Raw genomic sequence first — 13,031 nt, forward strand, 5'->3', positions numbered from 1 at the left:
GCTCCTCGCCGGGTGCGTTCCCGGCTTGTCGGTTTATTAGGGTTGAGAGGGTTACAACTGGTCGATCGCCGCAGCGAGACCCGCCAGAGTCAGCGGATGCATCCGCCCGCCAACCACGTCATTCATCAGCTTGATAGAGGGGTGCCAGAGCCACTCCCGCCGCGGGGTGGGGTTGATCCACACCAGTTTCGGAAAGTGTTGCTGCAAGCGGGTGAGCCACACCTGACCCGACTCCTCGTTCCACTGCTCGACACTGCCGCCCGGCCAAGTGATCTCGTAGGGGCCCATGGTGGCATCCCCCACCAGCATCACCCGGTAGTCGCTGCCGTAGGTGCGCAGCAGCCGCAGGGTATCGAACCGCTCCTCAACGCGGCGGTTGTTGTCCTTCCAGACGAAGTCGTAGAGGCAGTTGTGAAAATAGAAGTACTCCAGATGCTTGAACTCGTGGCGCAGGGCCGAGAAGAGGCGCTGCACCTCGGCCACGTGGGCATCCATGGAGCCGCCCACATCGAAAAAGACCAACAGCTTGACTCCGTTGTGGCGCTCGGGCCTGAGCTTCACATCGAGCCACCCCTGCCGGGCAGAACTGCTTATGGTGTCGTCGAGATCCAGCTCCTCGGGATTGCCTTTGCGCACCCAGCGCCTGAGCTTGCGCAGTGCCAACTGGATGGCGCGCTGGCCAAGGGGGGAATCGTCGCTGAAGTTACGATAGTGACGGGCCTCCCACACCTTGACCGCCTTGCCGTGCTGCCCCTCTCCACCCATGCGCACCCCCTCGGGGTGAAAACCGCCGTGGCCGAACGGACTGCTGCCGCCGGTTCCTACCCACTTGTTGCCGCCAGCATGGCGCTCTTTCTGCTCGTTCAACCGCTGGTTGAGGGTTTCCAGCAGCTTGTCGAGTCCGCCGAGGGATTTGAGTAAAGCTTTCTCCTCTGGGCTCAACCGCCGTTCGAACTCCTTGCGCAGCCACTCCTCGGGCAGGCTCTCCGGCAACAGGGGGATGGCTTCCAGCCCCTCGTAGTACTCGGCGAAGGCGCGATCGAAGCGATCGTAGTGGGCTTCGTCTTTTACCAGCAGACAGCGGGAGAGCTGGTAAAACTCGTCCATATCGACAGCGACCAGCCGGGCGGCCAGCGCGGCGTGCAAGTCCAGCAGCTCGCGCAGGCTGCAGGGGAGCTTGTGGCGGCGCAGGTGGGTAAAAAAGTCGATCAGCATGAGTCAGCTGCCGCGCCGGGCCAAAAAGGCGAGCTTCTCGAAGAGATGCAGGTCCTGCTCGGTCTTGAGCAGGGCGCCATATAGCGCGGGCACCAGCTTGCCGGGTTCACGGGCGCGCATCGCCTCGGGGGCGATATCGTCGGCCAAGAGCAGGCGAATCCAGTCCAATAGTTCGGAGGTGGAGGGCTTCTTGCGCAGCCCCTCTACCTCGCGCAGCTCGAAGAAGAGCTCCATCGCTTCGCCAAGCAGGCTCTCCTTGAGGTCGGGGTAGTGGAGTTTGACGATGGCCTGCATCTCGGCCTTGTCGGGGAAGCGGATATAGTGGAAGAAACAGCGGCGCAGGAAGGCATCCGGCAGCTCTTTTTCGTTGTTGGAGGTGATGATGACCACCGGCCGCTGGCGGGCCTTGACTCGCTCGCCGGTCTCGTAGACGTCGAACTCCATCCGATCCAGCTCCAGCAGCAGATCGTTGGGAAATTCGATGTCGGCCTTGTCGATCTCGTCGATCAGCAGTACCGGTCGCTGCTCGGCGCTGAAAGCCTGCCACAGCTTTCCCTTACGAATGTAGTGGCTGATGTCGGCCACTCTGGGGTCGCCGAGCTGGGAGTCGCGCAGGCGGGCCACCGCATCATATTCGTAGAGCCCCTGCTGGGCCTTGGTGGTGGACTTGATATGCCAGGCAATGAGATCGCTGCCGAGGTGGTCGGCGACCGCTTCCGCCAGCACCGTCTTGCCAGTGCCCGGCTCCCCCTTGATCAGCAGCGGTTTTTCGAGGGTGATGGCGGCATTGACCGCCATCTTCAATGCATCGGAGGCGAGATACTGGCTGCTTCCTGAAAATCCCATAACGTCGGTTCCTTTGACGATTGGCGCCCGGAGTCAGGGGCCAGAGAGAATAAGCTCTATATGTTGTAATGCCATATGGTTATAACGAATCGTCACTTCTCATTCAGAAACCACAGGGTAATCTTGTTTCATCGTCGTAACAAACACAGGGATAGCACCATGAGCAAAATTTTTGAGGACAATAGCCAGACTATCGGTCACACCCCGCTGGTTCGTCTCAACCGTGTTACCAAAGGCCGCGTGCTGGCCAAGATCGAGAGCCGCAACCCCAGCTTCAGCGTCAAGTGCCGTATCGGTGCCAACCTGATCTGGGATGCCGAGAAGCGCGGCATCCTGACCAAGGGTAAGGAGATCATCGAGCCCACCAGTGGCAACACGGGTATTGCTCTGGCCTTTGTCGCTGCAGCTCGCGGCTATCCCATCACCCTGACCATGCCAGCCACCATGAGCCTGGAGCGCCGCAAGTTGCTCAAGGCGCTCGGTGCCAATCTGGTGCTGACCGAAGGGCCGCTCGGCATGAAGGGGGCCATTGCCAAGGCCAACGAAATCCTCGAATCCGAGCCGGGCAAGTATGTGTTGCTGCAACAGTTTGAAAACCCGGCCAACCCGGAGATCCACGAAAAGACCACCGGCCCCGAGATCTGGGATGCCACCGATGGCGAAGTGGATGTGTTCGTGGCCGGGGTCGGTACCGGTGGCACCATTACCGGTGTCTCCCGTTATCTGAAGCAGACTCAGGGCAAGGCGGTGATTTCTGTCGCGGTCGAACCGGCCGAGTCGCCGGTCATCAGCCAGAAGCTGGCTGGGGAAGAGATCAAACCGGGCCCGCACAAAATTCAGGGGATCGGCGCCGGCTTTATTCCGGGCAACCTGGACCTCTCCCTCATCGATCGGGTGGAGCAGGTGACCAGCGACGAAGCCATCGAGATGGCCCGTCGCTTGATGGAGGAGGAGGGGATCCTGGCCGGTATCAGCTCCGGGGCTGCGGTGGTGGCAGCCAGCCGTCTGGCTGAGCTGCCGGAATTTGCAGGCAAAACCATTGTGGTCATCCTGCCGAGCGCGGCGGAGCGTTACCTCTCCAGCGCCCTCTTTGCCGGTGTATTCAGCGAGCAGGAACTGCAGCAGTAACTGATCGGAATCTTTCAAAACAGCGGCGCTCCCAGGAGCGCCGCTGTTTTATGGGCTAGACTCAACCTCTGTTAGTGTCACTTGATCCTTATTTTTTTGGGTAAAATAACAAGCGTTGTTGTGACAAAAAAAGCAGACATTCTGTGATAAATCTCATATCCTGTGCGGCGTCACGCGGTGTTTGTTGGCTGAGTATCACAAAGTAACAAAGTGTTATTTTTCGTTATAAAATAATTTCAGGCCAGTCCTGATGCGGCTTGTAGCCCAATAACTGAAAATTGCCAACCAGCTTGCCGATTACTGCACAGAAACTTGACCTGGATTAAACCATTGCGGGTCTGCTTTCGTTACTTTACAACATATCCATACTGACACGGTGGGTCAGGTTGCTTCAAAAACGACCAACTCATCAAAAATATCAATAATATGGGGTGAAACCATGTACGAGAAGTCTGTTGTTATTACTGCTGAAAACGGCCTGCACACCCGTCCGGCAGCTCAGTTCGTGAAAGAAGCCAAAGAATTCCAAAGCGAGATCACTGTGGTCTCTGGTGGCAAGTCCGCCAGCGCCAAGAGCCTGTTCAAGCTGCAGACCCTGGGCCTGACCAAGGGCACCAACGTAACCATCCAGGCTGACGGCCCGGATGCCCAGCAAGCTGTTGAGAAGCTGGTTGCCCTGATGGACGAGCTGGAGTAATCCAGCTTTAACTCCTCCCCCACAGTCGTTTTAATAGGAAGGATTATGATATCTGGCATTCTTGCGTCCCCCGGTATCGCATTCGGTAAGGCGCTTCTTCTTAAAGAAGATGAAATCGTTATCAATCAGGGCAAGATTCCCGCCGAGCAGATTGATGCCGAGATCAACCGTTTCCTCGAAGCTCGTACCAAGTCAGCTGCCCAGCTGGAAGCCATCAAAGAGATGGCTGGTCGCACCTTCGGTGAGGAAAAAGAGGCCATCTTCGAAGGCCACATCATGCTGCTCGAAGATGAGGAGCTGGAAGGGGATATCAGATCCTTCATCAAAGACAACAAGGCTTCCGCTGACAAAGCCATCTATGAGGTGATCGAACAGTACGCCAAGATGATGGCCGAGCTGGATGACCCTTATCTGCGCGAGCGCGCAACTGATTTCCGTGACATCGGTACCCGTCTGGTCAAGAACGTACTGGGCATTGCCGTTGTCAACCTGAGCACCATCGACGAAGAGGTCATCCTGGTCGCCAAAGACCTGACCCCGTCTGAAACTGCTCAGATTAACCTGAAATATGTGTTGGGTTTCGTCACCGATATCGGTGGCCGTACTTCTCACACCTCCATCATGGCCCGCTCCCTGGAGCTGCCGGCCATCGTGGGCACCAATGACATCACCGAGCGTGCCAAGAACGGTGACATGCTGGTGCTGGATGCGATCAACAACCAGATCATCATCAATCCGACCGCTGAACAGCTGAACGACGCCAAGAAGTTCCAGGCCCAGTTCCAGGCCGAGAAAGATGAGCTGGCCAAGCTGAAAGACCTGCCTGCCATCACCCTGGATGGTCATCAGGTTGAAGTGTGCGCCAACATCGGTACCGTCAAGGATACCGAAGGTGCCATCCGCAATGGCGCCGAAGGCGTGGGTCTGTACCGTACCGAGTTCCTGTTCATGGATCGTGATGCGCTGCCGACCGAAGACGAGCAGTTCAAAGCCTACAAAGAAGTGGCCGAAGCGATGCCGGATCAGCCGATCATCGTGCGCACTATGGACATTGGCGGCGACAAAGAACTGCCGTACATGAACTTCCCGAAAGAGATGAACCCCTTCCTGGGCTGGCGTGCCGTGCGGATCTTCTTTGACCGCGCCGACATCATGAACGCCCAGCTGCGTGCTATTTTGCGTGCATCTGCCTTTGGCAAACTGCGCATCATGTTCCCGATGATCATCTCTGTCGAAGAGTTCCGTAGCCTGAAAGCCACCGTAGAGACGCTGAAAGCCGAACTGCGTGCCGAAGGCAAAGCCTTTGATGAAGCCATCGAAGTGGGTATCATGATCGAGACCCCGGCCGCTGCCGTGATGGCTCATCATCTGGCCAAGGAAGTGGATTTCTTCAGTATCGGTACCAACGACCTGACCCAGTACACCCTGGCTGTCGATCGTGGTAACGAGATGATCTCCGCCATGTACAACCCGCTGTCACCCTCCGTCCTGACCCTGATCAAGATGGTTATCGATGCGTCCCACGCCGAAGGCAAGTGGACCGGTATGTGTGGTGAACTGGCTGGTGACGAGCGCGCCACCCTGCTGCTGCTGGGTATGGGTCTGGATGAGTTCTCCATGAGCGCCATCTCGGTACCGCGTATCAAGAAGCTTATCCGCAACACCAACTTCGAAGATGTGAAGGCAATGGCTGACCAGGCACTGAGCTTTGCCACCGCCGCTGAAATCGAAGCGTGCGTAGATAACTTTATCAAGCAGAAGGCAGTCTGCTAAGATCGGCTGCAAACAGCGACAAATCATCTCTAGGAGCTTTATATGGGTCTGTTCGACAAACTGAAGAAACTGGTATCTGACGATAGTTCTGACACCGGCGGCATCGAAATTTTTGCTCCGCTGTCTGGCGAAATCGTGCCGATCGAAGATGTGCCTGACGTTGTCTTCGCCGAGAAGATCGTGGGTGACGGTATCGCCATCAAGCCGGCTGGCAACAAGATGGTTGCGCCGTGCGACGGTACCATCGGCAAGATTTTCGAGACCAACCACGCGTTCTCTCTGGAATCCGACTCCGGTATCGAGCTGTTCGTTCACTTCGGTATCGATACCGTTGAACTGAAAGGCGAAGGCTTCAAGCGTATCGCTCAGGAAGGCCAGCAGGTCAAGCGCGGCGACACCATCATCGAGTTCGATCTGGCCGTTCTGGAAGCGAAAGCCAAGTCTACCCTGACTCCGGTTGTCATCTCCAACATGGACGAGATCAAAGAGCTGATCAAAATGACGGGTGCCGTGACTGTGGGCGAGACCCCGGTTATCCGCATCAAGAAGTAATGCCCGGCTGGCTCACGCCAGTTGCGCAGTAAAAAACCGAAGCCTTGTGCTTCGGTTTTTTTATGGCCGCGAGTCGGCTTCCCTTTCTGATGACCACTCTATTGTGCCGAGATGACAACCCGGTTACTGCCCTGATCGGCCATCATCAGTAGATAGTCAATACTCTCCTGCCCCTCTATCTCGGCCCCTCATCCCAAGCTGACGGGGGGAAAGCGGTTCCCCTTGCTTGGCAAGCACAGGCAGGGTTGTCGCTTGCTATCGCAGGGCATCGCCCGAAGGATGGCCATAGCGATGGAGGCATAAAAAAGCCGCTCACGTCAGGAGCGGCTTTGTCATCAGATAATGGCTGCCAGCTATCAGGCTGGCTGCTTGCCATCTTCCGCGGGCGGCGGCAGGGCGGCGGAGTTGGGCGCTACCTTCTGCTCTTCGCTTTGCATGTTCTTGATATAGACATCCATCTGGTTGAAGGCGATCTCGATGCCGTTCTCGCGGAACAGCTGGTCGATCTTGCGGTTCAACTCATCGATGGCCGGGTTGCGATCGCCGAGTTCGCTCACGAAGAAGCGCAGCTCGTGATCCAGGGTGCTGGCGCCAAAGGTGAGGAAGTAAACGATGGGAACCGGATCCTTCAACACCCGGCTGTTTTCATCGGCGGCCTGTTTGAGCAGGGTACGGGTCAACTCCAGATCCGAGCCGTAAGCCACGCCCACTCGCACGATCACCCGGGTGACGGTGTCACTCAGCGACCAGTTGATGAGCCGTTCGGTCATCAGTTGCTGGTTGGGGATGATCACCTCCTTGCGGTCGAAGTCAGTCAGAGTGGTGGCACGAATACGGATCCGCGACACGGTGCCCGAGAAGGAGCCGATGGTGACGGTGTCTCCGATCCGCACCGGGCGCTCGAACAGGATGATGATGCCGGAGACGAAGTTGGAGAGGATCTCCTTCATGCCGAAACCGATACCGACCGACAGACCACCTGCGACCCACTGCAGCTTGTCCCACTGCACACCCATCATGGAGAGGGCGGTCAGGGAGCCGAAGCCGATCAGCACGTAGTTGAGCATGGTGGTGATGGCGTAGGCGGTGCCCTGAGCCAGATTGAGCTTGGAGAGTATCAGTACTTCCAGCAAACCTGGCAGGTTGCGCGCCAGTGACCAAGCCCCGCCGAACAGCAGGAAGCCGATCAGCACGTCACTCAGGCTGATGGGGAAGAGTACGGCATTGGCCCCAGAGCCTTCAGTGCGGTGCCACAATACCATGCTGTCGAGGTAGGAGAATATCGCGACCAGATCGGACCAGAGCCAGTAGAAGGCGACGCCGAAGATCAGCATCAGCACGGTGCGGGTCAGACGCAGGGACTGCTGACTGACATCCTCCAGAGCCATGGGTTGCTCTTCGATGGATTCGCCACCTTCCGCATCTTCCGAAGATTTGTGCTCACGCTTGGCCACCGCACGGCGGTAGGCCAGACGACGGGCAGCCAGCTCCAGCCCACGCAGGGCGGTGCGGTATACCAAGCTCCAGAGGATGAGCAGGTAGAAGGACTCGATCAGCCGGCCTGTCAGCTTGAGGCCGGTGTAGTAGTAGCCCAGTCCGACCAGCACCATCAGCGCCACCGGCGCCAGCGCCAGGGCTGCGGCCATTACGGAGTGATGTGAGCTGCCATCACCATTGATCAGGGAGCGCGAGATTGGGAAGATCAGGTAGGTCATCAAGCCCAGCAGTGCCAGAGTGAGCGCTTGGCCGATCACATCATTGCCCAGCGATGATGGCTCAACCACCGCCTTGGTTGACAGCATGATGAGGGGCAACAGGGAGAGCCAGAGGTTGCGCATGCTGGAGTGCTTGGCCTGCAGCTCCGCTTTCGGGATCCGGAAATGAGATTCGGCGATGCCACCCGGACGCATCACGGCCAGATAGACGCTGAACATCAGATAACCGAGGGCGAGGTTCAGGGTGATCTGGAACATCAGCTTGGGGCTGAGCAGGCCACAGTAGGTGAGCAGTAGACCGCCAGCCAGAATGAACAGGCTGCCTGGCAGCCGCTGCAGCACGGTGTAGAAGAGGGCGACAGGTGTGTGCCATTGGTTGTCCTGACGGAAACGGCCAAGGTCCTTGGCAATCTTCTTTTGTCGCTCAACCAGTGCCGGGCGTTTCCAGACCAGCAGGCCGCCGATCAGCAGCAGCGGGAAGGCGAGCAGGGCGCTCCCCAGCAGCTCTTCGCGCCAGCGTTTCCAGTCCGGTTTCAATACCCAGTCGGAGGCCTGTTTGTAGGCTTGGGCGGGCCAGCTGATAAACCACTTGCTGTCGATGGGTTTGTTGCTGCTTACCCAGAAGATGTGTTGCTGCAGGGTAAACTCGATGGCCGCATGGGTGCGGGCCAGTTGCTGCTGGGTCAGCTGCAGGCTGATGGCGTTGGTGAGCTGGCTGTCGAGCTGACGGTTGAGCTGATCGAGCAGATTGATGCGGGTGTCGAGCAGCTTGGCAAGGCTGGCCTTGTTCTCTTCGCTGACCGGATCCTTGCTGCCGGCGATCAGGTTGTCCAGATAGAGGTTCTTTTGGAACAGCTTGTCACGCTGCTGGCTCAGTTCAAACTGGGCCAGATGCAGGTCGGCGATCTGCTCTTCCAGGTTTTTGACGGCGACGGTCGGTGCCGCTTCCAGCTGCTGGTAGAGCTGATAGAGGATACGTGACAGCAGCAGATTGCCCTTGAGCATCTGCACCTGTTCATTGAGGTTGCGCTCGGTCTGGATGCCGCGCTCCAGCCAGCTCTTGGTCTGCTGGTTTTTCTGTGCGAGCAGATTGAGGTTGGTGGTGGCGCTGATGAGCTGCTGGCTGAGCTGGTGGTTGATCTCCTGCTCTTTTTGCACCAGCGGGTTGTCCTGGGTGGCGACCAGTTCGCCAGTCTGCTCGGCGGTCTTCTCGGTGTCGCCGAGGCGCTTGACGCTGCTCTGCTCCTGCAGGGCCTGCAGTTTCTGCTCTTCGATGGCGAGGCGGGCACTCTGATAGTCGCGCTGTTTGATCGCCAGATCCTGCATGCTGGTACGGTTATCCAGCTCCTTTTGCAGGTGGGCCAGTTGCAAGTCCAGCAGTGCCAGCTCGGTATTGAGCTTCATCTTCTCGGCGCTGGAGACGCTTTCACCTGCGTTGAGGCGGCTGCGGATCTCCTGACTGCGCTGGTAGGCGCGGCTCATGCTGCTCTGGGCCCGCTCTGGCAGGGTCTGCAAGTTGGTGAGTTGGCTGCCGATGGTGCCGAGGGCCTCCTGGGCCTCCTGCATGTTGGCCAGTACTTCCGGCTGACGGCTGTCGAGCTCCGCCAGACTCATGCTGGCGTATTCGCTCTTGATCTGCTCGACACTCTTGCCCTTGGTCAGGGCATCGAGCTTGGCACTGATCTCTTTGAGTTCGGTGGGCAGGTTGCGGATCCGCTGTGCCTGGGTCTTGGCCTTCGTCTCTTCCTTGTCGATGCTGTCGAGCAGGGAGAGGGTGTCGGTCAGCAACTTCTGATCCGCTTGTTGACTGACGGTCAGGGTTTCTGATTTACCCAGACCATCCAGCGCTTGCTGAACTGCGTTGCGAGAGGGGACATCTTGCGCCATGGCTTGCGGCACGCAGAGGCTGGCGAGGAGACAGAGCAGCGGCAACAGGGTGGCCGAGACGCTTTTAAAACGTATTGAGGGCATATAACTTCCGGGTTATTACGCGATATTCGGGAGATTTCCCGCATAGATTAAATTCGCGTGGATTCTAACACCGGGCTTGTCAGGTAAGCAGGGGGGAGGGACAAAAAAAAACGGCGCCCACAGGCGCCGTTTTCAAGTTGTTCAACGCTAATTAAAGAACGTGAACAGAAGCGGTGTTGGTGGTGCCGCTCGGTACCAGAGCACCGGAGACCATCACAACCACGTCACCTTTCAGACCCATGCCGATTTCCAGCGCGGCTTCTTTACCGATGCGATAGAAATCGTCGGTAGAGGCGATGCTGTCAACCACGTGAGCAACCACACCCTTGGTCAGCACCAGCTGGGCAGCAGTTTTCTTGTTGGTGGTGATAGCCAGGATCCAGGCTTTCGGGAAGTACTTGCGAATGGCCTTGGCAGATTTGCCGCCTTCGGTCGCCACCACGATCAGCGGGGCGTCCAGCTTCTCGGAGGTCTCTACCGCGCCTTTGCAGACAGCTTCGGTGATGCGCAGCTTGTTGCTGTCGTTGGCAGCAGACAGGTTGGACGGCATCACGGCATCGGTACGCTCGCAGATGGTGGCCATGATGGTCACGGCTTCCAGCGGGTACTTACCTTTGGCAGACTCACCGGACAGCATGACTGCATCGGTACCGTCCAGCACTGCGTTGGCCACGTCGCCAGCTTCGGCGCGGGTCGGACGCGGGTTCTTGATCATGGAGTCCAGCATCTGGGTGGCGGTGATAACCACTTTACGAGCCTTGTTACACTTCTCGATGATCATCTTCTGGGCGAAGATAACTTCTTCAACCGGAATTTCTACACCCATGTCGCCACGAGCAACCATGATACCGTCGGAGACAGCCAGGATATCGTCGAAGTTGTCCAGGCCTTCCTGGTTTTCGATCTTGGAGATGATCTGGATGTTCTCGCCACCGTGGGCTTTCAGGTGCTCACGGATTTCCAGTACGTCTTCTTTCTTACGGATGAAGGAAGCTGCAACGAAATCAACGCCTTGCTCGCAACCGAAGATCAGGTCGCGTTTGTCTTTTTCGGCCAGGGCCGGCAGCTTGATGGAGACGCCCGGCAGGTTAACGCCTTTGTTCTCGCCCAGATCACCGTTGTTCAGCACTTTACAGATGACTTCGCGCTCGGTGATTTCGATCACGTCCAGACCGATCAGGCCGTCATCAACCAGGATGCGGTTGCCGACGCGCAGGTCGTTGGCGAAGCCGGCATAAGTCACGGCTACGATATCTTTGTTGCCAACCACGGTCTGGTCGGTGGTGAAGGTGAAAGTCTGGCCAGCGACCAGCGCGACATCTTTGCCGCCTTCCAGTTTGATGGTACGGATTTCCGGACCCTTGGTATCCAGCAGGATGGCTGCTTGAGTGCCGGTTTCGGCCATCACTTCGCGCAGGTTGCTGATACGGGCGCCATGCTCGGCGTAATCACCGTGGGAGAAGTTCAGGCGCATGACGTTCATGCCGGCGTCCAGCATTTTGGCCAGCATTTCTTTGGATTCGGTCTTCGGACCGATGGTGCAGACAATTTTGGTCTTTTTCATGTCAATCTTCATGGTTAAGGAATTTCCGCCGAGCAATATACACCAGTTTTTGGAATCTTTTTATGATCCAGAAACAACGTTTTGACCAGATAACGTTTTCTTTTCAGGGATAACGTTTTCCTGTGAGTCACATTTTAGAGCATATGGCCACAGGTTCGGGTTGCAGGGATGCAAATGTGGCCATTCTTGGTTGTGTGGCCGGGTTGAGGTCCACATGTTGTAAAATGACCACCCGATCGCTGTCACCGTCTTGTCACCGGCTTGCGCAAACATGTTAGTTCATTGGCGCACGGGTGAAGGAGGTCGGGATGAAAAACAGCCAGGAAACCGGATGGACTCTGCTCTTGCTGGGTACCGCCCTGCTGCTGGTTCAGGCACTGCCACCCCGCTACTGGCCTGACAACGCTTGTCTGCGGGTACTCTTTTCCCACTCGGTCAAAGGGGAGGCGGCCGCCGAGAGGTTGGCGTGGCGTGAATGGCAGGATCATGGCGCCGCGACCCGGATGGCGCTTCGTGTAGCCCGACCGCAGCCGGATGCGCCGCAGCCTTGATATCTGTTGCCGCTTCCCGGTTGTGAAGGAGTGAAATTATCAACCATTGGTTGATAGTGCATATCTATCTTGCAGGATTGTTCACCTTAAATGGCAGAGGGATAATCGATTTCAACAGCGATATCCCCTCCGGTATCGCCCTTGATACCTTGTTGGAGTCCGCCCTATGTCTCTCGCCCCCGTCTGGTTTATCTCTCACGGCGCACCGGATCTGGTGCTGCGTGAGCAACCCGCCACCCGCTTTCTGCGTACCCTGCATCTGGGGAAGCTCAAGGGGCTGGTGGTCATCTCAGCCCACTGGTTCAGCCGCGAACTGCAGATCAACGTCGAGCCCAAACCGGCCTTGATGTACGACTTCTACGGTTTTCCCGAGCCCCTGTACCAGATGCGCTGGCCTGCCAGCAGCCCCGAGTGGTTGCAGCAGGGGGTGAGCGAACAGCTGACGCTGGCGGGGCTGACCGCCACACCGGTAAGGCGCAAGCTGGACCACGGGGTCTGGTCGCCGCTCTCCCTGATCGACCCAGAGAGCGAGATCCCGCTGGTGCAGATCTCCATCCCCACCCGTTTCACCCCGGCCCAGTTGTGGCAACTGGGGGAGGTGCTGGGGGCGCTGCGCAGTGAGGGGATTGGCATTCTCGCCTCCGGTGCCATCACCCATAACCTGCGAGCGCTGGGGCCGGAGGATTCACCGGTGCCCAAGTGGGCCAGTCAGTTTGTCGGTTGGCTGGAGCAGAAGATGGCCGACGAGGAGCGGTTGGCGCTGCTTGACTATCGCCAGCAGGCCCCCGGGGCGGTGGAGTCCCATCCCCACGACGACCATCTGCGCCCGCTCTTTGTGGCGTTGGGGGCAGCCGATGGTGTGGCACCCACCCGGCTGCACGAGAGCTGGGATGGCGGCAGCCTTTATATGGGCGCCTACCGCTTCGGCTGATAGCCTCTCTGACGACAAGACCCCGCCAATTGGCGGGGTCTTGTCTTATACGGCGTAGTGATTGAGCCTGTGGTACTGGTGATTGAGC

At 57.8% G+C, this 13,031-nt stretch carries 10 protein-coding genes; 6 read left to right on the forward strand and 4 right to left on the reverse strand.

Annotated features, from left to right (window positions below):
• Nucleotides 1–51: 51 nt before the first annotated feature.
• Together BN1125_RS00800 and BN1125_RS00805 are read right to left on the reverse strand one after the other, a co-directional pair.
• On the reverse strand, nucleotides 52–1,215 hold the full coding sequence (locus BN1125_RS00800) for a vWA domain-containing protein (protein ID WP_042009902.1): 1,164 nt from the start codon (nucleotides 1,213–1,215) through the stop codon (nucleotides 52–54).
• 3 nt (nucleotides 1,216–1,218) lie between these two features.
• Nucleotides 1,219–2,061 (reverse strand): AAA family ATPase, encoded by an 843-nt coding sequence (locus tag BN1125_RS00805; RefSeq protein ID WP_042009904.1) that lies wholly within the window; start codon nucleotides 2,059–2,061, stop codon nucleotides 1,219–1,221.
• Nucleotides 2,062–2,220: 159 nt separating this feature from the next.
• Between BN1125_RS00805 and cysK the strand changes: the two genes are divergently transcribed.
• From cysK to crr, 4 genes are all read left to right on the forward strand, one after another.
• Nucleotides 2,221–3,189 (forward strand): cysteine synthase A, encoded by a 969-nt coding sequence (cysK, locus tag BN1125_RS00810; protein WP_042009906.1) that lies wholly within the window; start codon nucleotides 2,221–2,223, stop codon nucleotides 3,187–3,189.
• 439 nt (nucleotides 3,190–3,628) lie between these two features.
• Nucleotides 3,629–3,886 (forward strand): HPr family phosphocarrier protein, encoded by a 258-nt coding sequence (locus tag BN1125_RS00815; protein WP_005338266.1) that lies wholly within the window; start codon nucleotides 3,629–3,631, stop codon nucleotides 3,884–3,886.
• 45 nt (nucleotides 3,887–3,931) lie between these two features.
• On the forward strand, nucleotides 3,932–5,659 hold the full coding sequence (gene ptsI / locus BN1125_RS00820; protein WP_042009909.1) for a phosphoenolpyruvate-protein phosphotransferase PtsI: 1,728 nt from the start codon (nucleotides 3,932–3,934) through the stop codon (nucleotides 5,657–5,659).
• A gap of 42 nt (nucleotides 5,660–5,701) precedes the next feature.
• Nucleotides 5,702–6,211 (forward strand): PTS glucose transporter subunit IIA, encoded by a 510-nt coding sequence (gene crr / locus BN1125_RS00825; protein ID WP_005338264.1) that lies wholly within the window; start codon nucleotides 5,702–5,704, stop codon nucleotides 6,209–6,211.
• 356 nt (nucleotides 6,212–6,567) lie between these two features.
• On the opposite strand, the gene mscK is transcribed toward crr, so the two are convergent.
• Together mscK and pykF are read right to left on the reverse strand one after the other, a co-directional pair.
• Nucleotides 6,568–9,897 (reverse strand): mechanosensitive channel MscK, encoded by a 3,330-nt coding sequence (gene mscK / locus BN1125_RS00830; RefSeq protein WP_042009913.1) that lies wholly within the window; start codon nucleotides 9,895–9,897, stop codon nucleotides 6,568–6,570.
• A 151-nt stretch (nucleotides 9,898–10,048) separates the two neighbouring features.
• Complete coding sequence (gene pykF / locus BN1125_RS00835) at nucleotides 10,049–11,461, reverse strand: pyruvate kinase PykF (RefSeq protein WP_042009915.1); 1,413 nt, start codon at nucleotides 11,459–11,461, stop codon at nucleotides 10,049–10,051.
• Between the two features lie 308 nt (nucleotides 11,462–11,769).
• On the opposite strand from pykF, the gene BN1125_RS00840 reads away from it, so the two are divergent.
• Together BN1125_RS00840 and BN1125_RS00845 are read left to right on the forward strand one after the other, a co-directional pair.
• Nucleotides 11,770–12,012, forward strand: coding sequence for a hypothetical protein (locus BN1125_RS00840; protein ID WP_042009917.1), 243 nt, complete (start codon nucleotides 11,770–11,772; stop codon nucleotides 12,010–12,012).
• Nucleotides 12,013–12,178: 166 nt separating this feature from the next.
• On the forward strand, nucleotides 12,179–12,943 hold the full coding sequence (locus BN1125_RS00845) for a DODA-type extradiol aromatic ring-opening family dioxygenase (RefSeq protein WP_042009920.1): 765 nt from the start codon (nucleotides 12,179–12,181) through the stop codon (nucleotides 12,941–12,943).
• The last annotated feature ends 88 nt before the right edge of the window (nucleotides 12,944–13,031 follow it).

Origin of the sequence: Aeromonas fluvialis (assembly GCF_000819885.1) — a bacterium.
In the GTDB taxonomy this organism is placed as follows: Bacteria; Pseudomonadota; Gammaproteobacteria; order Enterobacterales; family Aeromonadaceae; genus Aeromonas; species Aeromonas fluvialis.